Annotated in this window: 28 protein-coding genes and 2 pseudogenes; 20 read left to right on the forward strand and 10 right to left on the reverse strand. The window is 70.2% G+C overall.

Annotated features, from left to right (window positions below; translation table 11 throughout):
• The first annotated feature begins 60 nt into the window (after window positions 1–60).
• Window positions 61–1,035 carry an alpha-ketoacid dehydrogenase subunit beta gene (locus QSU92_RS09815; protein ID WP_422880440.1) on the forward strand — a complete coding sequence of 325 codons (975 nt, stop codon included), beginning with the start codon at window positions 61–63 and terminating at the stop codon, window positions 1,033–1,035.
• 8 nt (window positions 1,036–1,043) lie between these two features.
• Window positions 1,044–2,439 (forward strand): annotated as a pseudogene (locus tag QSU92_RS09820) (dihydrolipoamide acetyltransferase family protein).
• 130 nt (window positions 2,440–2,569) lie between these two features.
• Here QSU92_RS09820 and aztD read toward each other — a convergent pair.
• Genes aztD through aztB form a run of 5 tightly spaced genes read right to left on the reverse strand, consistent with a single transcriptional unit; the run spans window position 2,570 to window position 6,896 of the window.
• Window positions 2,570–3,781 carry a zinc metallochaperone AztD gene (gene aztD / locus QSU92_RS09825; RefSeq protein ID WP_289261306.1) on the reverse strand — a complete coding sequence of 404 codons (1,212 nt, stop codon included), beginning with the start codon at window positions 3,779–3,781 and terminating at the stop codon, window positions 2,570–2,572.
• Window positions 3,782–3,810: 29 nt separating this feature from the next.
• Window positions 3,811–4,245: a metal ABC transporter substrate-binding protein gene (locus QSU92_RS17505; RefSeq protein ID WP_333783420.1), complete on the reverse strand. Its 435-nt coding sequence runs from the start codon at window positions 4,243–4,245 to the stop codon at window positions 3,811–3,813.
• On the reverse strand, window positions 4,188–4,742 hold the full coding sequence (locus tag QSU92_RS17510; protein ID WP_333783421.1) for a metal ABC transporter solute-binding protein, Zn/Mn family: 555 nt from the start codon (window positions 4,740–4,742) through the stop codon (window positions 4,188–4,190). The genes QSU92_RS17505 and QSU92_RS17510 overlap by 58 nt, the downstream gene beginning before the upstream one ends.
• A complete protein-coding gene (locus tag QSU92_RS09835; protein WP_289261307.1) occupies window positions 4,739–5,983 on the reverse strand; it encodes an ABC transporter in 1,245 nt (414 codons plus the stop codon). The genes QSU92_RS17510 and QSU92_RS09835 overlap by 4 nt, the downstream gene beginning before the upstream one ends.
• 28 nt (window positions 5,984–6,011) lie before the next feature.
• A complete protein-coding gene (aztB, locus tag QSU92_RS09840) occupies window positions 6,012–6,896 on the reverse strand; it encodes a zinc ABC transporter permease AztB (protein ID WP_289261309.1) in 885 nt (294 codons plus the stop codon).
• A gap of 51 nt (window positions 6,897–6,947) precedes the next feature.
• On the opposite strand from aztB, the gene QSU92_RS09845 reads away from it, so the two are divergent.
• From QSU92_RS09845 to QSU92_RS09885, 9 genes are read left to right on the forward strand one after another with little or no spacing between them, the layout of a single operon-like run.
• On the forward strand, window positions 6,948–7,628 hold the full coding sequence (locus QSU92_RS09845; protein ID WP_289261311.1) for a metal ABC transporter ATP-binding protein: 681 nt from the start codon (window positions 6,948–6,950) through the stop codon (window positions 7,626–7,628).
• A 53-nt stretch (window positions 7,629–7,681) separates the two neighbouring features.
• A complete protein-coding gene (locus QSU92_RS09850) occupies window positions 7,682–8,791 on the forward strand; it encodes a metal ABC transporter solute-binding protein, Zn/Mn family (protein WP_289261313.1) in 1,110 nt (369 codons plus the stop codon).
• Window positions 8,788–9,606: a metal ABC transporter ATP-binding protein gene (locus QSU92_RS09855; RefSeq protein ID WP_289261315.1), complete on the forward strand. Its 819-nt coding sequence runs from the start codon at window positions 8,788–8,790 to the stop codon at window positions 9,604–9,606. Before QSU92_RS09850 ends, QSU92_RS09855 begins: the two co-directional genes overlap by 4 nt.
• Window positions 9,603–10,511, forward strand: coding sequence for a metal ABC transporter permease (locus QSU92_RS09860; RefSeq protein WP_289261319.1), 909 nt, complete (start codon window positions 9,603–9,605; stop codon window positions 10,509–10,511). The genes QSU92_RS09855 and QSU92_RS09860 overlap by 4 nt, the downstream gene beginning before the upstream one ends.
• 2 nt (window positions 10,512–10,513) lie before the next feature.
• On the forward strand, window positions 10,514–10,924 hold the full coding sequence (locus tag QSU92_RS09865; RefSeq protein ID WP_289261322.1) for a Fur family transcriptional regulator: 411 nt from the start codon (window positions 10,514–10,516) through the stop codon (window positions 10,922–10,924).
• Window positions 10,925–10,967: 43 nt separating this feature from the next.
• On the forward strand, window positions 10,968–12,008 hold the full coding sequence (locus QSU92_RS09870; protein ID WP_289261324.1) for a permease: 1,041 nt from the start codon (window positions 10,968–10,970) through the stop codon (window positions 12,006–12,008).
• Window positions 12,001–12,975, forward strand: a complete 975-nt coding sequence (locus QSU92_RS09875) for a TIGR03943 family putative permease subunit (protein WP_422880372.1) — start codon at window positions 12,001–12,003, stop codon at window positions 12,973–12,975. The genes QSU92_RS09870 and QSU92_RS09875 overlap by 8 nt, the downstream gene beginning before the upstream one ends.
• On the forward strand, window positions 12,965–14,383 hold the full coding sequence (locus tag QSU92_RS09880; protein ID WP_289261326.1) for a hypothetical protein: 1,419 nt from the start codon (window positions 12,965–12,967) through the stop codon (window positions 14,381–14,383). The genes QSU92_RS09875 and QSU92_RS09880 overlap by 11 nt, the downstream gene beginning before the upstream one ends.
• Complete coding sequence (locus QSU92_RS09885) at window positions 14,380–15,159, forward strand: DNA-3-methyladenine glycosylase (RefSeq protein ID WP_289261328.1); 780 nt, start codon at window positions 14,380–14,382, stop codon at window positions 15,157–15,159. Before QSU92_RS09880 ends, QSU92_RS09885 begins: the two co-directional genes overlap by 4 nt.
• A gap of 141 nt (window positions 15,160–15,300) precedes the next feature.
• On the opposite strand, the gene QSU92_RS09890 is transcribed toward QSU92_RS09885, so the two are convergent.
• Window positions 15,301–15,597 carry a DUF4287 domain-containing protein gene (locus QSU92_RS09890; protein WP_289261331.1) on the reverse strand — a complete coding sequence of 99 codons (297 nt, stop codon included), beginning with the start codon at window positions 15,595–15,597 and terminating at the stop codon, window positions 15,301–15,303.
• Window positions 15,598–15,715: 118 nt separating this feature from the next.
• On the opposite strand from QSU92_RS09890, the gene QSU92_RS09895 reads away from it, so the two are divergent.
• The 4 genes from QSU92_RS09895 to rpsN all read left to right on the forward strand — a co-directional run bounded on the left by QSU92_RS09895 (window position 15,716) and on the right by rpsN (window position 17,966).
• A complete protein-coding gene (locus QSU92_RS09895; protein ID WP_289261332.1) occupies window positions 15,716–17,047 on the forward strand; it encodes an HNH endonuclease in 1,332 nt (443 codons plus the stop codon).
• A gap of 202 nt (window positions 17,048–17,249) precedes the next feature.
• Entirely contained in the window at window positions 17,250–17,486 is a 237-nt protein-coding gene (gene rpmB / locus QSU92_RS09900) for a 50S ribosomal protein L28 (protein ID WP_124291907.1), read from the forward strand.
• Window positions 17,486–17,656: a 50S ribosomal protein L33 gene (rpmG, locus tag QSU92_RS09905; protein ID WP_005051772.1), complete on the forward strand. Its 171-nt coding sequence runs from the start codon at window positions 17,486–17,488 to the stop codon at window positions 17,654–17,656. The genes rpmB and rpmG overlap by 1 nt, the downstream gene beginning before the upstream one ends.
• A 4-nt stretch (window positions 17,657–17,660) precedes the next feature.
• Window positions 17,661–17,966 (forward strand): 30S ribosomal protein S14, encoded by a 306-nt coding sequence (gene rpsN / locus QSU92_RS09910; protein WP_289261350.1) that lies wholly within the window; start codon window positions 17,661–17,663, stop codon window positions 17,964–17,966.
• Between the two features lie 47 nt (window positions 17,967–18,013).
• Here rpsN and QSU92_RS09915 read toward each other — a convergent pair whose 3' ends face one another.
• Window positions 18,014–18,151 carry a hypothetical protein gene (locus tag QSU92_RS09915; RefSeq protein ID WP_289261352.1) on the reverse strand — a complete coding sequence of 46 codons (138 nt, stop codon included), beginning with the start codon at window positions 18,149–18,151 and terminating at the stop codon, window positions 18,014–18,016.
• Window positions 18,148–18,909, reverse strand: a complete 762-nt coding sequence (locus QSU92_RS09920; protein WP_289261353.1) for a potassium channel family protein — start codon at window positions 18,907–18,909, stop codon at window positions 18,148–18,150. Before QSU92_RS09920 ends, QSU92_RS09915 begins: the two co-directional genes overlap by 4 nt.
• A 23-nt stretch (window positions 18,910–18,932) precedes the next feature.
• Here QSU92_RS09920 and QSU92_RS09925 point away from each other — a divergent pair.
• From QSU92_RS09925 to QSU92_RS09940, 4 genes and pseudogenes are all read left to right on the forward strand, one after another.
• Window positions 18,933–19,622, forward strand: a pseudogene (locus tag QSU92_RS09925) (alpha/beta hydrolase); the annotation flags it as partial.
• A 149-nt stretch (window positions 19,623–19,771) separates the two neighbouring features.
• Window positions 19,772–20,053, forward strand: coding sequence for an alpha/beta hydrolase fold domain-containing protein (locus tag QSU92_RS09930; protein ID WP_289265874.1), 282 nt, complete (start codon window positions 19,772–19,774; stop codon window positions 20,051–20,053).
• Between the two features lie 235 nt (window positions 20,054–20,288).
• Complete coding sequence (locus QSU92_RS09935; protein WP_289265875.1) at window positions 20,289–20,576, forward strand: HU family DNA-binding protein; 288 nt, start codon at window positions 20,289–20,291, stop codon at window positions 20,574–20,576.
• 106 nt (window positions 20,577–20,682) lie between these two features.
• Window positions 20,683–22,686, forward strand: a complete 2,004-nt coding sequence (locus QSU92_RS09940; RefSeq protein WP_289261355.1) for a bifunctional copper resistance protein CopD/cytochrome c oxidase assembly protein — start codon at window positions 20,683–20,685, stop codon at window positions 22,684–22,686.
• A 15-nt stretch (window positions 22,687–22,701) separates the two neighbouring features.
• Here the strand turns inward: QSU92_RS09940 and QSU92_RS09945 are convergent, their stop codons facing one another.
• Window positions 22,702–23,772, reverse strand: a complete 1,071-nt coding sequence (locus QSU92_RS09945) for a hypothetical protein (protein WP_289261357.1) — start codon at window positions 23,770–23,772, stop codon at window positions 22,702–22,704.
• 66 nt (window positions 23,773–23,838) lie between these two features.
• Between QSU92_RS09945 and QSU92_RS09950 the strand changes: the two genes are divergently transcribed.
• Window positions 23,839–25,203: an ATP-dependent DNA helicase gene (locus tag QSU92_RS09950; RefSeq protein WP_289261359.1), complete on the forward strand. Its 1,365-nt coding sequence runs from the start codon at window positions 23,839–23,841 to the stop codon at window positions 25,201–25,203.
• Between the two features lie 3 nt (window positions 25,204–25,206).
• Here QSU92_RS09950 and QSU92_RS09955 read toward each other — a convergent pair whose 3' ends face one another.
• Window positions 25,207–25,860 carry a biliverdin-producing heme oxygenase gene (locus tag QSU92_RS09955; protein ID WP_289261361.1) on the reverse strand — a complete coding sequence of 218 codons (654 nt, stop codon included), beginning with the start codon at window positions 25,858–25,860 and terminating at the stop codon, window positions 25,207–25,209.
• Window positions 25,861–25,937 lie beyond the last annotated feature (77 nt).

Consider the following 25,937-nt stretch of genomic DNA (forward strand, 5'->3'; position numbering starts at 1 on the left):
GCTCAGCCCGTCTCCACTCCCGCGCCCGAGCCCGCCGGCGACGTGGCCGACGCAGGCGTCATCCGCTCCCTCCCCCTGTCGAAGGCCCTCAACCTCGGCCTTCACGCGGCCCTCGCCGGCAGTGACCGCGTGCTGCTCATGGGCGAGGACATCGGTCGCCTCGGCGGCGTCTTCCGGGTGACCGAGGGACTCCAGGCCGAGTTCGGCGACCGCCGGGTCATCGACACGCCGCTGGCGGAGTCGGGCATCGTCGGCACCGCGATCGGACTCGCGATGGCGGGCTTCCGCCCCGTGCTCGAGATCCAGTTCGACGGATTCGTCTTCCCCGCCTTCGACCAGATCACCTCGCAGCTGGCCAAGATCACGAATCGCCACGAGGGCGCCGTGCGGATGCCCATCGTCATCCGAATCCCCTACGGCGGTCACATCGGTGCGGTCGAGCACCACCAGGAGAGCCCCGAGGCCTACTTCACCCACACCCCCGGGCTGCGTGTCGTGAGCCCGTCCACGCCGAACGACGCCTACTGGATGATGCAGGAGGCGATCGCGTCGGATGACCCGGTGATCTTCCTCGAGCCCAAGAGCCGGTACTGGCAGAAGGGCGAGGTCGACACCCGTGCGCCCGCCCTGCCGCTGCACGCATCGCGCCTGGTCCGCCGGGGGACCGACGTCACGCTCGTCGGTCACGGAGCCATGGTCCACACGCTCCTGCAGGCCGCCGCGCTCGCCGAGTCGGAGGGGACCAGCTGCGAGGTCATCGACCTCCGGTCGCTCTCGCCCGTGGACTACGGGCCCGTGCTCGACTCGGTGCGCCGCACCGGCCGAATGGTCTACGCGCAGGAGGCCCCCGGATTCACCTCGCTCGGGAGCGAAGTCGCCGCGACCGTGATGGAGAAGGCGTTCTTCGCGCTGGAGTCACCGGTTCTGCGGGTGTCGGGCTTCGACACGCCCTTCCCTCCGGCCAAGCTCGAGGGCACGTACCTTCCCGACGCCGACCGCATCCTCGAGGCCGTCGACCGCGCCCTCGCCTACTGAGGAGTCCCATGAGCACCCAGACGTTCCTCCTTCCCGACGTCGGGGAGGGTCTGACCGAGGCCGAGATCGTGACGTGGCGGGTCGCTCCGGGCGACGCGGTTGCGGTCAACGACGTCATCGTGGAGATCGAGACCGCCAAGTCGCTGGTCGAACTGCCCTCGCCGTTCGCAGGCCGCGTCGGCGAACTCCTCGCCGCCGAGGGGGCGACGGTGAACGTCGGCTCACCGATCATCACGATCGAACCCGCGGATGCCGCAGGCCCCCCCGCCACCCCCGTCACCGTCGGGCAGAGCGAGCACGGGGCCCCGCGCACCGAGCCGGAGGAGTCGGGGTCGGTCCTCGTCGGGTACGGTTCGGCGGGGGCGGTCCAGTCGCGGCGGCGGAAGCCGGCCGAGCGCCCGGTGACCCAGTCGGTGGGCGTCGTCGCGAAGCCTCCGATCCGCAAGCTCGCCCGCGACCTCGGGGTCGACCTCGCCGTGGTGACCCCGAGCGGGGCGGCGGGGGAGGTCACGCGCGACGACGTGATGCGCCACGCCTCGCAGGCGAGCGTCTTCCGCAACATCCAGACGCCGGAGTGGGGGGATGTCCGCGAAGAGACCATCCCGGTCGGTGGCGCCGGTGCGCGCGCTTCCGAGCCGGCCGCGGCAGCGGCATCCGATTCTCCGGCCTCCGGCCCCGCGCGTCCGGCGACCGACGACGACGGGCGTGAGGAGTCGATCCCCGTCCGGGGTGTGCGCAAGGCCGTGGCGAACAGCATGGTGCGCACCGCCTACTCGGCGCCGCACGTGTCGGTGTGGACCGACGTCGACGCCACGCGCACGATGGAGCCTCGTCAAGCGCCTGAAGGCCTCGCCCGACTTCGCCGACATCAAGGTCTCGCCGCTGCTGATCATGGCCCGCGCCGTGATCTGGGCGGTGCGGCGGACGCCGATGGTCAACGCCTCGTGGATCGACGGCGAAGGCGGCGCCCAGATCCGGCTGCACCACTACGTCAACCTCGGCATCGCCGCGGCGACGCCGCGCGGCCTTCTCGTGCCGAACATCAAGGATGCGCAGGACCTGTCGATGCGCGACCTCGCACGCGCGCTCGAAAGGCTGACGCTCACCGCGCGCGACGGGAAGACCACCCCCGCCGACCAGCAGGGCGGGACGATCACGATCACCAACATCGGGGTGTTCGGAATGGATGCCGGCACCCCGATCATCAACGGCGGCGAGGCCGGCATCGTGGCACTCGGCACGATCCGCCAGAAGCCGTGGGTGGTCGACGGCGAGGTGCGCCCGCGCTGGGTGACCACGGTCGCCGGGTCATTCGACCATCGCGTGATCGACGGTGACGGGATGTCGCGCTTCATCGCCGATGTCGCGTCGATCCTCGAGGAGCCCGCGCTGCTGCTGGACTGAGCCGCGTCGGGCGCCCGCCCCGGAACCCAGCCCATCCCGCGAGAGTGCATCGGCGCGCCGAGGGTGCGGGTGAACCTCGCATCCTCGGCGGCCAGATGCTCTTTCGCGGGTCAGAGAAGGGCGCGGTTCGTCAGCCGGCGGCGACGGCGAGCTCGTTCGGAACGGCGTCGAGCGCGGTCGTCGCGACGACCTCGCCGGTGGTCAGGTCCACGGCGTGCACCGCGTTCGCCGCGGGCTCCGTCACGTAGGCGATGTCGCCGGACACGATGATGGCGGGGTGCGGCTCCTGCCATTCCGCCGGGCCCTCCCACGCCGGGATCACCGGGAACTCGTCGACGAACTCGCCCGAGGTCGGGTCGAGGACGTGGATCGAGCCGTCCGAGGCGAGGATGTAGCCGAGGTCGCCGGGGCCGCGCGCGAGGTCGCGGAAGGTGTACTCCGCGCCCTCCGGCATCTCGATGACCTCGAGGGTCCGCGCGTCAGTGTCGACGAGGGTGACCGCGCTCAGCAGGGATCCCTCTGCGTCGGGGTCGTTCTTGTAGTCCATCAGCACGAGGGGGCTGGTCTCGGTCGTGAACGCGTTCCCGATGCGGCCGTAGGGCTGATCCGGCGAATCGAGCTTGACGATCTCGCCGGCCTCGTAGATCAGCGCGCCGTTCTCGCACCCGAACACGACGACCTCGTCCTTCGCGGTCCCCTCGCCGTGGACACCCGGGCACTGGTCGGTCTCGGCGATCAGGTCACCGGCGGCGTTCTGGGCGGTGATGCCGTTGCGTCCGTCGGCGTTGCCGACGGTGGTAAGGAACGTGCCGTCCTCGAGAACGATCGACACCCCGTGATGCGCCTCCACACCCTCGATCGTCTCGACGTCGGGAAGACCGTCGGATGCCGCGAGGTCGGCGGTATCGAAGATGGTGGTGTCGCTCGTGCCGTCGGCGTACAGGATCGTCTTGCCCGCGTGCCGGACGACATGGCCCGGCGCGTCGGCCTCGAAGACGACATCGGTGAGCTCGGGCTCCTCCGACGTGCCGGCCGCGGTGTCGAGCACCTGGAAGCCCTCGCTCATCGTCACCATCACGTGCCGGTCATCCCCGGCCGGGTTCAGACGGATGAACTCCTCGGAGTCGAAGTCGGCCACCGGCTCGAGGGTGTCGCCGTCGAGGACGACGACGCCGCCCTCGTACGCCACCGCGACACGGGGGCCGGGTGAGGCGGACGGGGAGTCGGGGGTGGTCGGTGCGGCGGAACCGGTTCCGGCGCCCGACGAGCACGCGGCCAGTGTCACGACCGCTCCGATGGTCAGCGCGGTGATGCCCGCACGGCGCAAAGGGGAAGTGCGCATGATGCCTCTCTTCTTCATGGGGTGGACCCTCAGCGCGAGAGTCCGGTGAAGATGCGCTCGGTGTTGATGCGCATCATGGTCAGGTAGTCCGGAGCGCCGCCCTCCGCGTCGGTGAGGGACTCGGTGAAGAGCTCCACGACCTCGACGTGGATGTCGGCCTCCTCGGCGAGCGCGCGGACGAGGCGATCGGGCGAGGATGACTCGGCGAAGATCGCCGGCACACCCGTTCGCTCGACAGCGGCGACGAGATCCGCCAGATCGGACGCGGATGGAGCGGCGAGCGTTGTACCGCCGGGGATCACCGCACCGACGACCTCGAAGTCGAAGCGATCGGCGAGGTAGCCGAACACGTGGTGGTTGGTCACGAGCGCCCTTCGCTCGGACGGGATCGCCGCGAAGGCCCATGTCATCTCCGCGTCGAGCTCGTCGATCGCGGACCGGTAATCCGCGCTGCGCGCGGACACCTCGGCCGAAACGACGCCGTCGAGGTCTGCGGCTCCGGCTCCAGCGCATCCACCACGTCACGCATCCGGGCGGGGTCGGTCCAGAAGTGCGAGTCCGGGGTGCCTGCCGCGTCGCCGTCGCGGTAGGCGAGGACGTCGATCACGTCGCCGGCGACGAAGGTGACGACGTCGTCGGCTGCTGCCGCATCCAGGTGCTGCTGCAGACCTTCTTCGAGGCCGAGTCCGTTCGAGACGATCAGGTCGGCGCCGCGCAGCCGCGCCGCCTCCTGCGCCGAGATCTCGAACGAGTGCGGATCGGCGTTGGGCTTCATCAGCGTGAGCACCTCCGCCTCGTCGCCGACGAGCTCTTCGACGACGTCGCCGAGGATGTTCGTGGTGACCACGACCAGCGGACGCCCGTCGCCGGGCCCTGCGCACCCGGCGAGTGTCGACGCGGTCAGACCCGCCACGAGGAGCGCCGCCACGAGCCGCCCTCGCTGCGTCCGACGCGCGCTCATCGCCCGGTCCCCGCGGTGAACTGGAACGGCGCCGCCGTGTCGAACGTGCGCGCGATGCGTGCGTCGTCGGCGAAGTCGATCTCGAAGAGCTTCTGCTCCCGGGGCCCGGACACGTACGCCCGTTGCGCGTCGGCGACGATCGGCGGCGCGTGGGCGCCCGAGTCAGCGACCGAGGCTGCGACGAGCGGCTCGGTCCGGGCCCGCACCGCGCCGTCCGTGCCGTCGAGCACGATCAGACGCCCCTCGGTCGTCAGGGCGAGCACGGTGTCGGCGTCGTCGTCGACCGCGGTGACGGTGACCAACGGCTCGGGCGAGGGCAGGAGCGTCCAGGCCTGCGCACGGGTGTCCAGGAGCCAGATCCCGTTCGCCCCGGATTCGCCGGCGAGAGCCGCCGCGGTCGGGCGCCCCTCCCGGTTGTGGAACGATTCCGCGGGCGCCGCCGTGGTGCCGGGCGGGTACGGGATGCGCGTGAGCGTGAGCTCGCCGTCGGTGACCTCGGCGAGGAGGGCCGCGTCCCGGCATCCGATCACGGCGCCGACGCGGGTCGTGATCGTGCCGCGCGCGTCAGGGCACGCCACCTGGATCCCCTCCGGCGCCCCGTCGTCTGCGTACCCGGCGACCCGGTCCACCCGGCCGTCCGGTCCTGCCTCGGTGACCACCGCGAACGATCCGACGGGGACGACGAGGCCGTCGTGCGGCGCGACCTCGAGCCGGAACCGCTCGCTCAGCTCGCCGCGGGAGAGGGCCTCGGTGTCCAGGAGCACCGCTTCACCCGAGCCCTCGAAGAAGATCCCGGTGCTCCCCGACGTCGACTGGTTCGTCGTCGCCACGACGGCCGGGCCGTGCCCCGCGACGGTCCCGAGGATTTCGGGGGAGGCGCGGTAGTAGTGGAAGTGGTCGACGTGGTCCCAGGTCCACACGCCCGAGTCGACGATCTCGATCCCGGTGGCGGTCTCGGCGAAGACGTAGCGTCCGTCGCTCGCGATGCCCCGGGGCGGGGCGATCGTGCCGAGACTGGCGATGCTCTCGTCCCACAGGTCGAGGTGGGTCACGGTGCCGGCTTCGTCGATCATCGTCAGTCCCAGCGGGGGTTCGGTGAGCTCGGTGGCGCCGACGCGGTCGCCGTGATCGTCATCGGTGGCGGAGGCTCCGGATGAGGGGGCCGTCGGCGGGGTGCCGACGCACGCGGTGAGACCGACGGCGAGGACGGCGATGGTGAGGGCGACGACGCGGGAACGCATGGATTCTCTCTGGGAGGGGATGGACGGATCAGGCGGCGGCAGGCGCGGATGTGCGGCGCTCGGGCGTTCCGCGCCACCGACGTCCGTGGGCGACGACAGCGGTGCGGAGCAGGGTCGACCCCCCGGCCAGGGCGATGGCCGACGCGGCCACCGACGCTCCGGCAGCGGAGGCGAAGTGCCAGGAGGCGAGAAGACCCGTGAACACGGCGGCGACTCCGATGGCGGCGGCCAGCAGCATCCGGCTCGAGATCCGGGCAGTCCATCCGCCGGCGGCCACCGCAGGCGCGAGCAGGAGACCGACGACCAGCAGCGAGCCGACGGCCTGGTAGGAGGCGACCACGGCGAGGGTGACGAGCCCGACGAGGACCGCCTGGGCGACACGGGGACGAAAGCCCAGCACGGCTGCGATCCGGGTGTCGAGCGCCAGGGCCACGAGCGCACGGTGGGCGAGGGCGGCCACGAGGACGCCGATCCCGCAAGCGGCGGCGAGCACGACGAGGTCTGCGGCGGAGATGGCGAGGATGTCCCCGAAGAGGATCGCGGTGGCGTCGGTGGCGAAGTTCCCCGAGAACGAGATGACGATGACACCGAGCGAAAGCATCGCGACGAACAGCAGACCGATGCTGGTGTCATACGACAGCCGCCCCCGACGTTGCAGGGCAGCTACGCCGATGCTCATGGCGGTCGCCCCGACGGCGCCGCCCACGAGCACGGGGACGCCGAGAACGGTGGCGAGGGCGACCGCGGGGAGCATCCCGTGGCCCAGCGCCTCGCCGAGGAAGGCCATGCCGCGGATGACGACCCACGTGCCCACGACACCGCAGAGCACGGCGACGAGCGCGCCGCCGAGGAGGGCTCGCTGCACGAACTCGAGCGCGAAGGGCGCGAAGAGGGCGTCGGTCGGAGCGGGCACCCGCCCACCGTATGGTTAATGAGAATCATTCTCAAATCGGAAGGAGACCGGATGCTGCCTCCCCCGGCGCAGCGCGCTCACCCGCGAAACGCCATCGCCCCGGCGTCCACGATCGGCGTCCTGAGGGGGATCGCCGTCGAGTTCTCGGGTCGCTCCGTCCTGTCCGACGTCGACGTCGCCATCGTGGCCGGCATGATCACCGCGATCGCGGGGCCGAACGGTGCGGGCAAGTCGACGCTTCTGGAGGTGATCGCGGGTGTGCGGCCGGCGACGAGGGGGTCGCGGGCGGTGAGGGCCTCACTGGCCTACGTCCCGCAGGCCGTCGCGATATCGGCCCTGGTTCCGATCACCGTCGGCGACGCGGTGTCGCTGGGGGTGCCCGGACGGACGGCTCGCGGCCAGCGCCGCCGCATAGTCGCCGCGGCGCTGGAGCAGGTGGGCATCGCGGATCTCGCCCCCCGTCCCCTCGCCGAAGTGTCAGGAGGCCAGCGTCAACGGGCGCTCCTCGCCCAAGCCCTCGTGCGCACGCCGGGGCTCCTGCTCCTGGACGAGCCGACGACGGGTCTCGACATCGAGAGTGCCGCACGCATCCGCGCAACCCTCCAGGAAGTGGCGCGATCCGGCGTCGCCGTCGTCTGCGTGTCGCATGAGCACGCCGTGCTCGCGCTCGCCGATCGAGTGCTGCGCCTCGACGCGGGACGGGTCGTACCACCCTCGACCCCCTCGAACTGACGCGATGTGGCCAGGAGTACTGATAACGATTATCAATCCGGTACCATGGAGGCATGCGTGCGACCCGAACCTTCTCCGCCCTTGCCCTCACCGCAGCATCCGCTCTGGCGCTCGCCGGCTGCGCGACGTCGTCAGCCTCATCGTCCTCGAGCGAGGGTGGCGCCACGCCGGCCGGCGACGCGGTCCAGGTCGTCGCATCGACGAACGTCTACGGGCAGATCGTCCAACAGCTCGGCGGCGACGCCGTCGAGGTGACCTCGATCGTCACCTCGTCGGCTCAGGATCCGCACTCCTACGAGCCGAGCGCGCAGGACACGCTCGCGATCTCCGACGCCGAGCTCATCGTCGAGAACGGCGGCGGCTACGACTCGTTCATCGACGCGCTGATCGAGTCCAGCGGCAGCGAGGCCCATGTGATCACGGCCGTCGAGTACTCCCACGACTATCCCGGTGGAGAGGAGCACAGCGACGAGGCCCACTCCGAGGAGGCGGCAGCCGACGCGGATGAAGCCGCGGTCGCGGAGGAGGATCACGCGCACGAGGAGGGCGAGGCGCACGCTGAGGGGGAAGAGCACACCCACGACGAAGGCGACGGGCACGCCCACGAGGGTGACGAGCACGGCCACGCACACATCGAGGGTTTCAACGAGCACGTCTGGTACGACCCGCACACGATCGTCCATGTCGCCGAGGCGATCACCGATGAGCTGACCGACCTCCGCCCGGATGACGCCGAGGCGTTCGCGGCCAACCTCGAGTCGTTCGCGGCCGACATCGAGGACCTGGAATCCTCGCTCGAAGACATCGCCGCCGACCAGCCGGGCGCCCAGGTCTTCGTCACCGAGCCGGTGCCGGTCTACCTCGCCGCGGCGGCGGGACTTGAGAACGTCACCCCCGACGCCTTCAGCGAGGCTGTCGAAGAGGGGCAGGATGTCGCTCCGGCCACCCTCCTCGAGTCGCTCGCCCTGCTTGGCGCCGACGACGTGCGCGTGGTGATCACCAACACCCAGACCGGTGGCGCCGAGACCGAGCAGGTCATCGGAGAAGCCGAGACCCTCGGCATCCCGGTCATCGCGTTTTCGGAAACGCTCCCGGAGGGGGAGACTTACATCTCGTGGATGCAGGCGAACATCACGGCTCTCAGCGACGCACTGGCGGAGTGACGCCGACCGCGCCTGCGCTCGAGATCCGGGATGCCGCGCTGCGGCGCTCCGGCCGAGAGCTCTGGTCGGGGCTCGACCTCTCGGTCGCACCCGGCGAGCTCATCGCCGTGCTCGGCCCGAGCGGGTCGGGGAAGACCACGCTGCTCCAGGCGATCCTGGGCCTCCAGTCGCTGAGCTCGGGCACGATCTCGGTGCTGGGCGAACCGGTGCGCGCCGGAGGGAACCGCCGCATCGGGTACATCCCGCAGTCGCGGCCGCTGCCGCGCGACGTCGCCCTGCGCGGTCGCGATGTCGTGGCGCTCGGAGTCAACGGCCATCGATTCGGACTGCCGATCCCGCGACGCCGCGACGCGGCGCGGGTGGAGAAGCTGATCGACGAGGTGGGTGCGCGCTCCTTCGCCGACCGCCCCGTCGGGGTGCTCTCGGGCGGGGAGCAGCAGCGCCTCCGCATCGGACAGGCCCTCGCCGACGAGCCGAAGCTCCTCCTCTGCGACGAGCCGTTGACGAGCCTCGACCTGGCGAACCAGCGAGCCGTCGTCGATCTGATCGACCGGCACCGGCGCGAGCGCAACGCCGCGGTGCTTCTCGTCACGCACGACGTCAACCCGCTGCTGGGCAAGGTCGACAGGATCCTCTACATCGCCGGCGGGCGGTTCACCCTGGGTAGCCCCGACGAGGTGCTGCGCTCCGACGTCCTCACCGAGCTGTACGGCACGCCCGTCTTCGTCCTGCGGGCGGGCGACCGGCTCGTCGTGGTCGGTGCGCCGGACGCGGAGGAGACGCATCACCATCACCACGACGAGGACCACTCGTGAACTGGGATGCGATCTGGGAGGCCATGTTCGGCGGGCTCCCGGTCTACGCCCAGCTGCTCGGACTCGTCTCCAACGCCATCTGGGCCGGTGCCGCCCTCGGTCTCGTCGGCGGTCTCGTCGGCGTCTTCGTCATGCAGCGCGACATGGCCTTCGCCGTGCACGGCATCAGCGAGCTCTCCTTCGCCGGCGCCGCGGCAGCGCTCCTCATCGGCGTCGACGTCGTGACCGGCTCGATCTTCGGATCTCTCATCGCCGCCGCCCTGATCGGCTGGCTCGGCGCGCGCGCGAGGGACCGCAACTCGATCATCGGCGTCCTGATGCCGTTCGGCCTCGGCCTCGGCATCCTGTTCCTCTCTCTCTACGACGGGCGCAGTGCCAACCGCTTCAGCCTGCTGACCGGGCAGATCGTGTCGGTGCAGACCGGCCAGCTCGGCTGGCTGATCGGCATCAGCGCGGTCGTGCTGCTCGGGATGCTGGTGATCTGGCGGCCGCTGCGCTTCGATTCCCTCGACCCGCAGTCGGCAGCGGCGCGCGGCGTGCCCACGACCGCGGTATCACTGCTGTTCATGATCCTGCTCGGCCTCATCGTCGCCGTCGCCGTGCACATCATCGGCGCCCTTCTGGTCATGGCGCTGCTCGTGACGCCGGCCGCGGCCGCGATGCGCGTCGCCCACGGGCCGCTGTCGGTACCGCTCCTGGCGGCGGGCTTCGGCTTCGTGTCCGCCGTCGGCGGCATCCTCCTGGCCATCGCCGGGACGCTGCCGGTCAGCCCGTACATCACCACGATCTCGTTCGTGATCTACCTCGTCTGCCGCGTGATCGGCGCCCGGCAGGGACGGGTTACCCGGGAGCGCGGGGGAGATCCGCGTCCAGCAGTGGCTCAGGGCGCCTCGGTAAACTCCTGATCATGGCCCAGCGGAACACGTGGCAGCGCGAACGCGTGCGCGAAGCCCTCGCCGACGCTCGCGGCTTCGTCAGCGCTCAGTCGCTGCACGCCACCCTCCGGGGCGAGAACACCGGCATCGGCCTCGCCACGGTGTACCGGGCGCTCGCCGGCCTCGCCGCCAACGGTGAGGCCGATTCTCTGCAGAGCCCGGAGGGCGAGAGCCTCTACCGCGCCTGCGTGTCGACCGGCCATCACCATCATCTGATCTGCCGCACCTGCGGCGTGACCGTCGAGATCGAAGCGACGGATGTCGAGGACTGGGCGCGTCGCACCGCCACCGCCCACGGGTTCAGCCAGGCCGAGCACATCGTCGACATCTTCGGTTACTGCTCCGCCTGCACGGCCGGAGCCGGTGAGCGTGACACGGACTGATCCGGCCCCCCGCGTCGCGCCCCCCGAGAGCCGCGCTCGCACCGTGACCCCCGAGGGGTCGCGGCCGTCGTCGAGCGCGCGTGCGCTGGTCGCCCTCGGCATCGGGGTCGCGGTGATCGTCGGACTGTTCCTCGTCGACGCGCTCGCGCCCGCGATCTTCCCCGACCCGCTGCCCACCCGCGCGCAGGACGGGCTGACCCTCGCCGTCAGCGTGCTGATCGAGTCGCTGCCCTTCGTCGTCCTCGGCGTGGTGCTCTCGATCGCGGTGCAGGTGTGGGTGCCGCCGGGGCTCATCGAACGATGGATGCCGCGGCGAGCGTGGGCGCGCAGGGCGGTCCTCTCCCTCCTCGGCATGCTGATTCCGGTCTGCGAGTGCGGCAACGTCCCGTTCGCCCGCGGGCTGCTGATGCGCGGATTCAGCGTGTCCGAGACGATGACCTTCCTCATCGCCGCGCCGATCGTGAACCCCATCGTCATCATCACCACCCACGCCGCCTTCGGGTTCGACGACGGGATCCTGGTCGTCCGACTCATCGGCGGGTACCTCATCGCGAACCTCATCGGATGGCTCTACAGCCGTCACCCCGACCCCGACGCACTTCTGACCGACCGCTTCCGCGACACGCGCGCGCTGCAGGTGGCACGCGGTCCGGTGGAGGCGGGATCGGCGGGCGCCCTCGGCGAGCGCGGGCGTCGCAGCCTTGCGCAGTTCGTGATCGAGCTGCGCGCTGTCATGCCGGCGCTCATCATCGGCTCGGCGATCGCCGGGGCCGTGCAGGTGCTGATCCCGCGCGATGTGCTGCTGGCGATCGGATCGAACCCGGCACTGTCGATCGTGGCGATGATCGCACTGGCGATGGTGGTGTCGATCTGCTCGAACGTCGACTCGTTCTTCGCGCTGTCCTTCGCCTCGACCTTCACGCCCGGATCGCTCGTCGCGTTCCTCCTCGTCGGGCCCCTCGTCGATGTGAAGATGCTCGCCCTCATGCGCACCACCTTCACCACCCGCGCGCTGGCCGGTGTCGTCGTGGTGGTGCTTCTCGCCGCCTTCGCGATCGGGACGGGGGTGAATCTCCTTGCCTGAGCGCTCCGCCCTGCTGACACGGTGGCTCGGCGTCGGCCTCGCCGCGATCATGGCCGTCGTCACCGTCTCCCTCGCCCTCACCGGAAGGCTGGGTCTCTACATCAACCCCGAGTCGTCGTGGTTCGCGGTGTCGATGTCGGTCCTCGTGCTGGTCGGCGCGGTGTTGAGCTTCCTGCTCCCGGCCGGAGCCGAAGAGGACCACGGGCACGATCACGGTGACGGTGCTGACGGGCACGGGCCTGACGGGCACGGTGCTGACGGGCACGGTGGCGACGTCGACGCGCACGTCCACAGCCACGGCCCCGATCCCGTCGCCGACCACCCGGCTCCGGCCGCCCCCGTCCTCACCCGTGCGCAGGCGCGCGCCGCGGCATCCCGTTCACGTCCGTCTCGCCCATCTGGGGTACCGCGACCCGCTCGAGCACCGCGGCGATCGCGAGAGAGCCGCCGACGCTCACTGGGGCTGATCGCGACGGCGACCGGGGCGGTCCTCGCCTCGACGGTCGTTCTGCTGACACTCGTTCTCCCCCCTCGCTCCCTGTCGGCCGAGCTCGCGATCTCACGCGACGTCGGAGCCCCTCCGCTTTTCGGCGGAACCGATGTGGTCACCCTGGCGCGCACCGGCGACACCGCCTCGTTCGGCGTCGGGGAATGGTCGGCGGTCTTCGCGACCGCGACCAATCCCGAGGCGTTCGACGGCGACCCGGTGACGCTGACCGGCTTCGTCACGCCCGGAGAGGACAGCGGATTCGCGCTGTCGCGCCTGGTTATCACGCATTGCGTGATCGACGCCCAGTCGGCGAGCATCCCGGTCGCGGTCGGCGAGAACGAGGCGCCCGCCGACGCCGAGACCGGACAGTGGGTCACGGTCGACGGCATGGTGCGCGCGAATTCCGACGGACGCCTGTTCATCGACGCGGCGACGGTGGAGCTGATCGACGAGCCCGAGGACCCGTATGAGTACTGACCGGGTGCGCTCCTCGCCGCGCACGCGTTCGACATCTCGTCGCGCGTTCGTGCTGCCGTTCCTCATCGTCGCCGCACTTCTCGGCGCGCTGGGTCTTGCGGGGGCCGCCGTGAGCACTCTTCAGGGGCCCCGGGTGACCGCGGTCGATGTCGACCCCGAGGCTGCGGCCGCCGCATCCGGGGGCCGTCTGATCGTCTCGACCTCGCTGCCGCTCGCCGAAGTGGCGGCTGATCAGGTGAGCATCACCCCCGAGGTCCCGTTCGCGATCGACACGTCGGGGCGCAATCTCGGGGTGCGCTTTGGGCTGCCGCTGCGGGATGACACCGAATACACGGTCAGCATCGATGGGCTGACCGCCGCGGGCGGCGGGCCCGCCACCGAGGTCATCGAGACGTTTCGAACGCCGCGGGCCGAGGTCTTCCTGCTGCAGCGCGGCAATGGCGGCGACACCGTGTTCCGCACCGATCTGACCGGCGACGACGCCGAGGCGGTGTTCTCGCACCCGCACATCGAGGACTTCCGCGCGACCTCGCGGCACCTCGTGATGTCGGTGCTCGCCGACGACGGATCGGCCGAGTTGATCGTGACGGACCTCGAGGGCGGAGACGAGAGAACTCTCCCGCTGCCCGGCGACGGTTTCGTCTCGAACCTGCAGAGCGCCGATCGCGGCGAGGTGGTCGGCTACCTGTACACCGATGACGATGTCAGCGCCGAGGGTGCGCGCGAGAGTCGCCTCTACACGGCATCACTCGCTCGGGGCGCCACCGAGACCGAGCCGACCGAGATCGCGATCGACGGAGCCGACCCCCGCATCGCGGAGTGGCGGTTCGTGCCCGATACCGACAGCATCCTGCTCCTCTCCTTCGACGGTCAGCTCCTCCTGACCGGCGCGGACGGTGCGGATTCGACGGCGCTCGGGACAGCGCTCTCGATCGGCGGAATCGCCCGGGGTTCGTCGGCGGCAGTCGTCGAGCGCGCCGACGGGCCGGCTGTGATCGATCTGACGGATGCGTCGGAGGAGCCGCTGGCGACTCCGGAATCCGATCTCGGGACGGTCACCACCATCACTCCCATGCCCGATGGCGGGACGATCCGCTCTGCCGCGGTGTTCGGCGCCGACGGCAACCCGACCGGATCGACGGCCGTCGTGCGCGTCGGAGCCGACGGCGCCACGAGCGCCCTCACCGAGATCGGAGCGGAGGACGCCGTCGTGCAGACATGCGTCTCGCCGAGCGCGCGCTATCTCGCGGTGCTCGTCGCCCCGGCCGCGGCTCAGAACGCGTACGACGACTACCGTCTGCCGCTTCCGGAGCGACTTCAGACCCGCATCGTCGAGATCGACGACGGCACGCAGGTCGTCTCGCTGCAGGGCTTCGACATCTCGTGGTGTCAGGTGCCGCCGCGGTGAGCGTGACCCCGGAGAACTCTGCCGGGGCGCGCTCGGGGCTGCGTCCGGCCTCGCGCGCCGACGTTGCGGGACTGCCCGTCGACGTCGCGCCGCGGCTGCTCGGAGGAGTCCTCGAGGTGACCGTCGCGGGAGAGACGGTTGCCGTCCGCCTCACCGAGGTCGAGGCCTACCACGGTCGGGGCACGGGCCCGGTACCCGACCCAGGCTCGCATGCCCGAATGGGGCCGACAGTGCGCAATGCCACCATGTGGGGGGAGCCCGGTCACCTCTACGTCTACCTCAGTCACGGGATCCATTCGTGCGTGAATGTCGTGTGCGGCCCCGAAGGTACCGCGGGCGGAATCCTCCTTCGCGCGGGAGAGATCGTGAGCGGAAGGGATGCCGCGACGCGGCGTCGCACCGCCGCCCGGCCGTCGGTTGCCGCCGACGCTGCCTCCCGGCCGTCGGTTGCCGCCGACGCTGCTTCCGGCACTCTCACGCTTCCGCACCGTGACCTCGCCCGCGGACCCGGCCGGTTGGGTCAGGCCGTCGGTCTGCGGCATCCGGTTCACGATGGAATCGACGCGATCACCTCCGAGCCCCGCGCAGGAGCGGTGGCAAGGCTCCTGCTTCGAGAGGAAATCCTTCCGGAGACGGTCTCGGGGCCGCGGGTCGGCGTCGCCGGCGTTGCGGGCACCGCCGTGTTCCCGTGGCGTTTCTGGATCGACGGCGACCCGACGGTGTCGCCTTTCCGGTGGGGACGCGGCGCCCGCGAGGCCGCAATACCGGCCACCTGACGATCGCGGCCCCAGACGGTGGGCCCCGGAGGGACCCGACGGTCGCGATATCCACGTCGCAGTCGCAGTCGTAGTCGCAGTCGTAGTCGCAGTCGCAGTCGCAGTCGATGCCCGAGTTGCAGTCAATGCCCGAACCCGTCGTCAGAACCCCTCGGGCTTGGTCGCGATGCCGTCGAGCCAGAGACGATCGCTTGCGTCGGCGTGCGTGCCGCCCGAACCGACATGCTTCGGGTCGATCCGATCACCCTTCGTGATGACGTGGACCATCGCCATCGCATGCCCGCGTCCGAGGTCGTAGTCGGACTTCAGCCACTCGATGATCTCCGTCGCCTTCACGCCGGGCGCATCCAGTCCTCGCTCGTGGGCGACCCCGACGAGTTGCCGGGGGGTCAGTCCCGTCTTGCGTTCGATGGTGTCGAGATAGGCCTGGAAGGACATCCCCTGCTCCTTGGCGTTCGATCGGTGGAGGCGCCGGCGGCGCGACATCATCAGCATATCGAAGAAATCTTCGTTTGCAAGTGTTGTATTGATAGAACATGTGTACTACTATCAAGGCATGACATCACCACTCGCGGGGATCGCACAGGCGCTCGAGGCGCTGGCGCTCGCAGGTGGCGACCGCATGCCGTCGGCGCTGACCCCGTCGGAGCTGATCGAGGTGACCAACGCTTTCGGGTCGTTGAAGAGGCACGTCGACGCGGCATACGCGGGTGTTGCGGCGGAGGTCGCTCGGCAATCGCGCGCCGAGCTCGGCAGAGACTCCCTGGCGAAGAGACAGGGATTCGGATCGCCCGCGGTCCTCATCTCGACGACGACCGGCACGAGTGTCGGTGAGTCCGTGCGGATGATCCAGGTCGGCGAGGCAACAGCGCCCCGCATCGCCCTGAGCGGGGAGCAGCTTCCGGCCAGGTGTCCGCACGTCGCAGCCGCGGTATCCGCCGGGCGGATGGGGATGACGGCCGCCGCATCGATCGTGACCATGTTGACGAAGCTGGCGCTGCGGGTTGATTCTGTGAGGCTCGACGACGCCGAGCGGCAGATGTGCGACCTCGCGCCGGGACTGCGCCCCGACGAGCTGGTCAAGCTGCTCGCGCGCGTCGAAGCGCACCTCGACCCCGACGGTGTCGCCCCGCGACACGAAGAGCTGAGGGGCGCGCGGACGCTCGTGATCCAGGAGCGCGACGGGATGCTGGTCATCTCGGCGAAGCTCGACGTGGAGACCGGTGCGCCGGTGAAGGCGGCGATCGAGTCGCTCGTGGGTGCGACGCTCCGTCGGAACGAGCACGCCCCGGACGACGACCGGGACGTCCGGTCGGTGAAGCAGATGAGTGCCGATGCCCTCGCCGACATCTGCCGGCACGCCATCGGATGCGATGAGGTTCCGACTGCGCCGTCGGCGACCGTGGTGATCCGCATGGACCTCGCGTCCCTCGAGAGTGGCCTCGGCGCGGCGACGATCGACGGTATCGCTCAGCCGGTTCCCGCGGGGATGATCCGCCGACTGGCCGCTGACCAGCAGGTCATTCCGTGTGTGCTCGGCGGTGAGAGCGAGATCCTCGACTGGGGTCGTAGTCGTCGACTGTTCACGACGGCCCAGAAGCTCGCCATCGTCGAGCGCGACGGAGGATGTATCGACTGCGGCGCACCGCCGGCGTGGTGCCATGTGCATCACATCTCCTGGTGGAACAGGGACGGAGGCGCGACGGATCTCCGCAACGGAGTCCTGCTGTGCACCGGCTGTCATCATCGGCTTCACGCCGACGGATGGGAGATCATCGTCGACGGCATGGGGGTCGACGGTCGCGTCCACCTGGTGCCACCACCTTGGATCGATCCACAGCGAAGGCCGCGACTCGCCGGGCAAGCCCGCTACCGCCTGACCGCCTGACCGCCTGCCCCCGAGATCGCCGCTCATCCCAATTAGGTCGAGCCTGCGGCATCCGGTACCATCGAGGTTTGTCTGCGCGCACTCCAGCGCGTAGTTCGTACCCCTCCTTCGAAGCCGGCCCATGGTCGCGCCCGAATCGGGGTGCAGACAAGGGATCTTGGGTGGCACCGTCCGGTGTCACGGTACAGAAGGAGACATCACCATGGCAGCAGTGTGCCAGGTGACTGGAGCGGTTCCCGGCTTCGGTCACAACATCTCGCACTCGCACCGCCGGACGAAGCGCCGCTTCGACCCGAACGTGCAGAAGAAGACCTACTACGTTCCCTCGCTCGGTCGGAAGATCACGCTGAACGTGTCGGCCAAGGGCATCAAGGTCATTGACGTCCGCGGCATCGAGTCGGTCGTGAAGGACCTCATCGCGAAGGGTGTGAAGCTCTGATGGCGAAGAAGGCTCAGGACGTACGTCCGATCATCAAGCTGCGCTCGACCGCCGGCACGGGGTATACCTACGTGACGCGCAAGAACCGCCGCAACAACCCCGACCGCATCGTGCTGAAGAAGTACGACCCGGTCATCCGCAAGCACGTCGAATTCCGAGAGGAGCGCTGATCTCATGGCCAAGAAGAGCAAGATCGCGCGCAACAACCAGCGCAAGGAGATCGTCGAGCGCTACGCGGCCAAGCGGGCCGAGCTGAAGAAGGCCCTCGTCAGCCCCACCAGCAGCGACGAAGAGCGGGAAGCCGCCCGCCTGGGCCTGCAGAAGCTGCCCCGCGACGCGTCGCCGGTTCGCCTGCGTCAGCGCGACGCCATCGACGGCCGTCCCCGCGGAAACCTCCGCAAGTTCGGCATCTCGCGTGTGCGCTTCCGTGACATGGCCCACCGTGGCGAGCTGCCCGGTGTGACGAAGTCGTCCTGGTAATCACAACCAGCCGGTGAAGGGCGGGAGTTCTCCGGAGCTCCCGCCCTTCACCCGTTTCCGGGGCGCGGCGGAGACGCTGATCGCTCGGCGTGGGCGATCGCGACATTCGTCACGATCTCCTCGGTCGACTCGCCGACGACGTGCGGATACTGCGCCTTCAGCAGGCTCGCGACCTCCTCGATCACGGCGGAAAGGCTCCTTCCTGCTGCGCGGACGTCCACGCTCGTCGACGACAACGCCGCATCGCGAAGCTCGAGCACGTACTGCATGCGTGGGGGGCGGACATCCGCTCCGACGCCGAACCGAAGTAGAAGATCTCAGAGTTCTGCACGAGATCCGCGGTCAGCGTCGAGAGCGAGTCCGTCACCGCTGTCAGGAGATCGGCGGCCCGGCCAGCACTCAGCGCCGCGAGGTCCTCGGCAGTTCGCGCCTCGCTGAGGCTGTGCACCAACAAGTCGAAAGCCCGCCGGCGGGCCAACGCCGGGTAGACCTGCATGAACCACGACACCGATGCCGAGAGCAGCGCGAACCCCATGAGCGCTTCGAGCGGAGAGACGAACCGCAGAACCGGTTGGCTCGGAACCACATCGCCCAGCCCCAGAGTCGTCAGTGCGACCATCGACATCGTGAGTGCTTCCGCGAACGGATGGTAGTCGGATGCGTCAACGCTCTGGTAGGCGAATCCGTCCGGCATGTGCGGGAGATAGATGAGGGCCCAGCCGACGGTCACGAGCGAGACCCACACGATGATGACCGCCAGAATGGTCAGCGGAGCCGACGCTGCGACCCGCCGGGTTCGCCTCAACGACCAGGCCAGCCGGAAGATGAGATGAGTGAGTCTTCCGGTCCCGCTCGGGCGCAGGAGCGTCTGGAAGACGTCGTTCAACGCCACGAGGATCAAGAGGATGCCGGAAACCGTGGCTACCGCGGACAGAACGGTCATCTCACACAGGGTAGGGGAGCCCCATGCCACTCGATCCGATCTTCGCCGAGCGCCTTCGGGTCCACCGGCGATACCTCATCGGGCAAGCACTCACGGCCGCCAAGAAGCGCCTCACCGCGCTCTGGCCCTTCGCGCACGCGCTGAGCTCCGGCTCGACGCAGAAGCAGGATGCCGCGCCGCCGTCGGCCCGGCGACCGGCAACGCCTGAGCTGACGCCCGTCGCCGCCCGCGCCCGTGCGCGGGCGAAGCATCGTCGCGCCGCCCTGGCCTGGGATCGCACGGAGCTCGAGACCGTCGGAACCCCGGGCCCCGACATCCGCACGATCGAGCGCACCGTGGACGTTCCGGGACGGCCCGCCGTGCGCGTGCGCGTCTACGACCCGCGCTCGTCCGCCGCAGGCCCTGCCACGACGCCCGCACCCGCGGTGCTGGCGTTCTTCGGTGGCGCCTTCCGCATCGGCGGAATCGACTACCCGACCACCGACGCCGGCTTCCGCCGCCGCGCCGCCGATGCCGACGTCGTCATCGTCGCCGTCGACTACGCACTCGCTCCCGAGCACCGCTATCCCGTCGCGGTCGAACAGGGCGCGGCGGCGCTCCGCTGGCTCTTCGCCCACGCCGCCGAGCTCGGCGTCGACGCGGGCCGCATCGGCATCCTCGGCACCTCCGCGGGCGCGAACCTCGCTGCGGCCGTCACCCTCCTCAACCGCGACGACGAAGGTCCGCTGCCCCTCCGACTCCAGGTGCTCGAGGTCCCGGTCCTCGACCTCACCGGCCGCCATCTCGACCTCCGGGCCACCCGTGCGCTGGGCGTGCCGACCGTCATCGCGCTCCGCGGCTCCGCTCGGTCGCCCGCACCTACCTGCCTCATCGCCGTACGGCGCGCGAACCCCTCGCCTCGCCCCTCCGGGCCGCCTCGCACGCGGGACTCCCGCCCGCGGTCATCTTCACCGCCGAATTCGATCCGCTCCGCGGCGACGGCGCCGCCTACGCCGCAGCGCTCCGCGCGGCCGGCGTCGACGCCAGCGCGGTGCAGTACCTCGGCGTCACCCACGACACCCCCATCTTCACCGGCGTGCTTCCCGCGGCTCGGCGATGGCACGGCGACGTCGTCGCAGCCCTCCGTCGACTCCATGGACACTGATCGCGCCGCTCGACCTGCGCCGCCGCGGGATCATCCCGAATCCCGCCTCAGGCGTCACAACAGCACCACAGAACGCGCGACACGCCGCCCATTCCGTCCGCCAGGAGCCGAAATCCGCGAGATTCCGCGGTTCCGTGGGTATATTCGACCCCGGTCGGTCCGACCAGCCGGCGGCGAACCCGCCCCGGTCCACGTAGCAGAAGGCGACCTGCGGTCGCCCTGGAGGACAATCCACATGGCTGACAAGTCCATCACCAAGACCGAACTCGTCGCGAGCATCGCGAGCGCCACGGGTCAGAGCCAGTCCGCCGTGTCCGGCGTGCTCGACTCGCTCTTCTCCACGGTGTCGGAGGCGGTGGCCAAGGGCAGCAAGGTCTCCATCCCCGGATGGATCTCCTTCGAGCAGGTCGACACCTCGGCTCGCACCGGCCGCAACCCCCAGACGGGCGAAGAGATCAAGATCCCCGCCGGCAAGCGCGTCAAGGTGACCGCCGGCTCCAAGCTCAAGGCTGCGGTCAAGTAACCACTGCCGCACCTGATCGAAGGGGGATGTCGCACAGCGCGGCATCCCCCTTCGGCTTCCCCCGCGCGCCCAGCCGCCGCCCACCGCCCGCACGTAGGCTGGAGGGGTGAACTCCCGCGCGCTGCGGGCCACCGGGCCCGCGATCCTGGTCGCCGCGGCGCTCGTCACCCTCATCGCGGGACTCGCCCTCGGCGGGGGAGCAGCCCCGCTGCTCATCGGCGATCCCGGCCCCGTCGCCCGCTGGGGCCTCCCGGTCGCCAAGCTCCTGGTCAACCTCTCCGCCGCCGGCATGGTCGGCGCTCTCGTCCTGGCGCTCTTCGCCCTCCGCGCGGGAGAGCGCGAGTTCGACGTCGCCCTCGACACCGCATCGGTCTCGGCGGCGCTCTTCACCGTCTCCGCCGCGGCCACCGGCTTCCTCACCTTCGTCGACGCGTTCAACCCGGCTGTCAACGCCGGCGCCGAGTTCGGAGCCCAGCTCGGCCGCTTCCTCGTCGACACCGAACCCGGCCGGGCGTGGCTCCTCACGACGGTCGCCGGCGCCGCCCTCACCGTTCTGACGTTCGCGGTGCGCTCCTGGCTCGCCACGATGCTCGTCGCCCTTGCCGCGATCGCGGCGCTCATCCCGATGGCCACGCAGGGCCACTCGGGGGAAGAGGCCAACCACAACTCCGCCGTCATCGCGCTCGCGCTTCACATCATCGCGGCCGCCGCATGGCTCGGCGGCCTCCTGCTCCTCGTCATCCTCCGGCCGGTCCTCGAGCGTTCCCGCCTGACCGTCGTGCTCAGCCGCTACTCGAGCATCGCGCTGGCCGCCTTCCTCGTCGTGGCCCTCTCGGGCACCGTCCGCGCCGCGATCGGCGTGGTCACCCCCGAGGCGCTCCTCAGCCCCTACGGCGCGATCCTGGCCGTGAAGGTGATCGCCCTCATCGCGATCGGTGTCTTCGGTGCCTGGTACCGCCGCGGCGCCATCGCACGACTGGATCAGAAGCCGGATGCCGCGGCCCGCCGCTTCTGGGGGATCATCGCCGTCGAGCTGGCGTTCATGGGCATCGCCAGCGGCGCCGCCGCCGCGCTCGCGCGCACGCCCCCTCCGGTCGACACCACCCTCCCGACCGTCCGCACCCCGGCCGAGGTCCTCACCGGAGCCCCGCTCCCGCCCGAGTTCACCCTCGACCGGTGGCTGACGGCGTGGGACCTCGATCTGCTGTGGGCGACGGCGGCCGGCTTCGGGCTGTTCTTCTACCTCGCCGGCGTCTGGCGCCTCACCCGCCGCGGCGACCGGTGGCCCGTGTACCGCACGGTGCTGTGGACCCTCGGGATCGTGCTGCTGTTCTGGGTGACGAGCGGTCCGGTCAACGCCTACCAGGACTACCTGTTCAGCGCCCACATGCTCGGCCACATGCTGCTGTCGATGGCCATCCCCGCCCTGCTCGTGGCCGGTGCCCCGGTGACCCTGGCGGCGCGGGCGATCCACAAGCGCGACGACGGCACGCGCGGCGGCCGGGAGTGGATCCTCTGGGCGGTGCACACACCGTTGTCCCGCGTGCTGACGAATCCGTTCGTCGCCGCCGGGCTCTTCATCGGGTCGCTCTGGGCGTTCTACTACACCGATCTCTTCCGCTGGTCGCTCTACGACCACCTCGGCCACGAGTGGATGATCGCCCACTTCCTCATCACCGGATACCTCTTCGCCCTCACCCTCATCGGCATCGACCCCGTGCCCTGGCGTCTGCCGTACGCGGGCCGGCTGCTGCTCCTCATCGGCGTCATGGCGATGCACGCGTTCTTCGGCGTGGCCATGATGATGCAGTCCGGTCTCATGGTCGCCGAGTGGTTCGGCTCGATGGGCCGCACCTGGGGGCCCACGCCGGTGGAGGACCAGTACATCGGCGGCGGGCTCGCCTGGTCGGTGGGAGAGATCCCGACCCTGATCCTCGCGATCACCGTCGCCATCCAGTGGAGTCGCAGCGATGCCCGCGACCAGAAGCGCAGCGACCGTCACGCGGACCGCACCGACGACGCCGAACTCGAGGCCTACAACGCCCAGCTCGCCGCCCTCGCCCAGCGCGACGCCGAGCGTGCCGAACGCGAAGCCCGCGTCAGCCGCTGATCGTGCCGCCGGAGATCACTGCGTCTCCGAGCCGGTGATCGAGATCGACGCCCGCCCCTCGGGGTCGACCGTGATGCTGCCCGCGAGGGTGAACGGCACGTCTTCCTCTGTGCGCTCCACGCGACCGTCGAAGAGCGAGCGGATGTCGACGGCGATCCGTGCCACAGCCGGGGCCGCCGCGATGGTCCAGTTCGCCCCGTCGGGCTCCAGTCGGATGGCGGGCTGCTGTGTGATCGACCAGGTCGGCGGCGAGACGATGCGGTCCTGCACCCGGTAGCCGAAGGGGCAGCCGGTCGGCTGGAGCACCTCCTGGGTGGCGCACTCGGTGAGGAACTCCTCGACACGGTCCTGCACCACCGAGACGAACTCCTCGGTCGGCTGGGCCTGGAGGGACACCGGCACCGAGGAGAACGGGCTGTCCGACACCACGGCCACCCCGGGCGTGGTCGAGATCGCCGTGTCCACCGAGACGGAGTAGATCCCGGGGGAGAACACCAGCAGCGACACCGGTGCCGACGGGTCGGCCTCCGTGCCGTCGGGCGAAACCTGCCGCTTGTCCAGCGAGAAGCCGTTGACGTCGAAGGTCATCGACCCCTGCACGGCCACCTGCATGACCGCGAGCGGGCTCGTCGCGAACCGCCAGGTGGGAAGCGGCCCCACCGATCCGTCGCGCTCGACCTCGAAGGTCGTGGTCCCCTCGAACTGACCGGCCCGGTAGGCGGCGGTCACGCGGGTCACGCTGCGGTCGGTCTCCTCGCCCACGATCTCCACGCCGCCGAGGGCCGCGAGAGCGTCCCGACGCAGCAGCGCCTGCGAGGCGGTCGGGGGGAGACCCGCCGCCTCGAGCGCCTCGATGTCGACCGAGACCCCCGGGGTGGCCAGGGCTTCGGCCGCTCGCCCGTCGGCGAGGAGTCCCAGATACCGCTCGACGAAGGCGGCGGGGCTGTAGAACTCGCGGTAAAGCGTCGCGCCCGCCGCGACAAACGCGGCGACCAGGAGCGCCCCGACCACGCCCAGCACGGCCAGATCGGTGGCCAGGCGCGAGCGCGAGCGACGCCTGCCCCCCGCCGCCGCCCCCTGCTGCATGAGCCCAGTCTAGGAAACCGCTCCCCGGTCTGCGCCGAGCTCGCGGCATCCGTCTACCATGAACCGGTGACCACGCCCGCGCTCTCCGCCGAGCAGGAGGCGCTGTTCCGGCTCATCGAGGACTCCCGCGACCACGTCTTCGTCACCGGCCGCGCCGGAACCGGCAAGTCCACGCTGCTGCAGCACCTGGCGTGGAACACCTCCAAGCAGATCGCGGTGTGCGCCCCGACCGGCGTCGCCGCGCTCAACGTCGAGGGTCAGACGATCCATTCGCTGTTCCGGCTGCCGATCGGGCTCATCGCGAACACCGACCTCGACCAGTCCGATGCGACGCGGCGCATCCTCAACGCCATCGACACCCTGGTCATCGACGAGATCTCCATGGTCAACGCCGACCTCATGGACGGCATCGATCGCGCCCTCCGTCAGGCGCGGGGCCGGCGCGCCGAGCCCTTCGGGGGCGTCCAGATCGTCATGTTCGGCGATCCCTACCAGCTCGCTCCCGTGCCGCCCCGCGGCGACGAGATGCGTTACATCCGCGACCACTACCGCTCGTTCTGGTTCTTCGACGCCAAGGTGTGGACCGGTGAGGTCGCCGGCGACGGGCTGATGGAGCTCGGAGGGTACGGCGCCTCGCTGCACGTGCGCGAGCTCGCCGAGATCCACCGGCAGGCCGACCCCGCGTTCAAGGCGATGCTGAACGCCGTCCGTCACGGTCGGGTCACCGCCGACATCGCGCAGGTGCTCAACGACACCGGTGCCCGCACGCCCCCGCACCCCGACGACGGCGAGCACCCCATCATCACGCTCGCCACCCGCAACGACATCGTCAACAACATCAATCGCCGCCACCTCACCGAGCTCGTCGGCCGCGAGCAGACCGCGGTCGCCGAGATCAACGGCGACTTCGGGCGTGGTGAGGCGAACTACCCCGCCGACACCGAGCTGAAGCTCAAGGTGGGGGCTCAGGTGATGTTCCTGCGCAACGACGCCCAGGGCTACGGCGATCCGCCCCGGTGGGTGAACGGCACGATCGGCACGGTCACCCGCATCGCCGGCGGCACCGTGCGCGTCGAGGTCGACGGGCAGGAGTTCGATGTGGAGCCCGCGGTGTGGGAGAGGTTCCGCTACGCCTACAACGCCGGATCACGCACGCTCACCCGGGAGGTGGTCGCCGAGTTCACGCAGTTCCCGCTGCGGCTGGCGTGGGCGGTGACGATCCACAAGTCGCAGGGCAAGACCTACGACCGCGCGGTGATCGACCTCGGTTCGGGCGCGTTCGCGCCCGGCCAGACCTACGTGGCGCTGTCGAGGCTCACCTCGCTCGACGGGCTCTACCTCTCGCGGCCCCTCCGACCCAGCGACATCCGCGTGGATCCGGATGTCGCGCGGTGGATGCACGAGCACGTCCGCCGCCCCGCGGCATCCTGACCCTCAGGCGACGGCTTCGGCCTTCGCGGCGGCGAGATCCTCGAACAGCTCGGTGTTGTAGCGGTACGCGCGCAGCACCTCGTCGATGACGCGTTCCTGCTCGTCGGCGTCCCACGGTGCGGCGTCGAGCTGCTCGCGGTAGACGTCCTTGAAGCCCCGGGGGTCGGCGATCTCGTCGAAGAGGTAGAAGCCGATGCCGTTGGTCTCGAATCCGAAGCGCCGGGCCATGAGGCGCCCGATGAAGAGTCCGCCCGACAGGTCGCCGAGGTAGCGGGTGTAGTGGTGTGCCACGAAGCCGCCCGGCCAGGTCGCCCCGACCTGCCGGATGCGCTCCACGTAGGCGCGGGTCGTCGGGAGAGGGCTGATGCGGTCTCGCCAGTCGGCACCCAGCAGGAACGCGAGGTCGGCTTCGAGGGCGGGGAGCCTGGTCAGCTTGTCGGAGATGAAGACGGATGCCACGGGGTCGCGGCGCATCCGCTCGGCGGCCGTCTCGAGTGCCTCGTAGATGAACCAGTGCTGGGCGACCAATGCCACGTAGTCCTCGCGGGTTCCGGCACCCTCGATGAGGTCGGCCATGAATCCGGAGCGCTCGCTGGAGGAGTGCGCGCTGCTGGAGCGCTCACGCAGCATCGCCGAGAACGGGATGAGGTCGGCCATGCGCCTCATCATAGGCGACTTAGGGTCACCTAACCAGCATCGTTCCCCGGTCGATGCGGGCGTCGCTCCGTGCAGGC

The sequence above is a fragment of the Microbacterium sp. ET2 genome (assembly GCF_030347395.1).
GTDB lineage: Bacteria > Actinomycetota > Actinomycetes > Actinomycetales > Microbacteriaceae > Microbacterium > Microbacterium albipurpureum.

Bases quoted from the DNA above. Each gene is read 5' to 3' on its own strand.
- QSU92_RS09845 (WP_289261311.1), top strand. From the start codon at position 6,948: ATGCTGCCTCCCCCGGCGCAGCGCGCTCACCCGCGAAACGCCATCGCC.
- QSU92_RS09895 (WP_289261332.1), top strand. From the start codon at position 15,716: ATGACATCACCACTCGCGGGGATCGCACAGGCGCTCGAGGCGCTGGCG.
- aztD (WP_289261306.1), bottom strand. From the start codon at position 3,781: ATGCGCACTTCCCCTTTGCGCCGTGCGGGCATCACCGCGCTGACCATC.
- QSU92_RS09880 (WP_289261326.1), top strand. From the start codon at position 12,965: ATGAGTACTGACCGGGTGCGCTCCTCGCCGCGCACGCGTTCGACATCT.
- rpmB (WP_124291907.1), top strand. From the start codon at position 17,250: ATGGCAGCAGTGTGCCAGGTGACTGGAGCGGTTCCCGGCTTCGGTCAC.
- QSU92_RS09955 (WP_289261361.1), bottom strand. From the start codon at position 25,860: ATGGCCGACCTCATCCCGTTCTCGGCGATGCTGCGTGAGCGCTCCAGC.
- QSU92_RS09835 (WP_289261307.1), bottom strand. From the start codon at position 5,983: ATGCGTTCCCGCGTCGTCGCCCTCACCATCGCCGTCCTCGCCGTCGGT.
- QSU92_RS09890 (WP_289261331.1), bottom strand. From the start codon at position 15,597: ATGTCCTTCCAGGCCTATCTCGACACCATCGAACGCAAGACGGGACTG.
- QSU92_RS09865 (WP_289261322.1), top strand. From the start codon at position 10,514: ATGGCCCAGCGGAACACGTGGCAGCGCGAACGCGTGCGCGAAGCCCTC.
- rpsN (WP_289261350.1), top strand. From the start codon at position 17,661: ATGGCCAAGAAGAGCAAGATCGCGCGCAACAACCAGCGCAAGGAGATC.
- QSU92_RS09945 (WP_289261357.1), bottom strand. From the start codon at position 23,772: ATGCAGCAGGGGGCGGCGGCGGGGGGCAGGCGTCGCTCGCGCTCGCGC.
- QSU92_RS09920 (WP_289261353.1), bottom strand. From the start codon at position 18,909: ATGACCGTTCTGTCCGCGGTAGCCACGGTTTCCGGCATCCTCTTGATC.
- rpmG (WP_005051772.1), top strand. From the start codon at position 17,486: ATGGCGAAGAAGGCTCAGGACGTACGTCCGATCATCAAGCTGCGCTCG.
- QSU92_RS17510 (WP_333783421.1), bottom strand. From the start codon at position 4,742: ATGAGCGCGCGTCGGACGCAGCGAGGGCGGCTCGTGGCGGCGCTCCTC.
- QSU92_RS09935 (WP_289265875.1), top strand. From the start codon at position 20,289: ATGGCTGACAAGTCCATCACCAAGACCGAACTCGTCGCGAGCATCGCG.
- QSU92_RS09850 (WP_289261313.1), top strand. From the start codon at position 7,682: ATGCGTGCGACCCGAACCTTCTCCGCCCTTGCCCTCACCGCAGCATCC.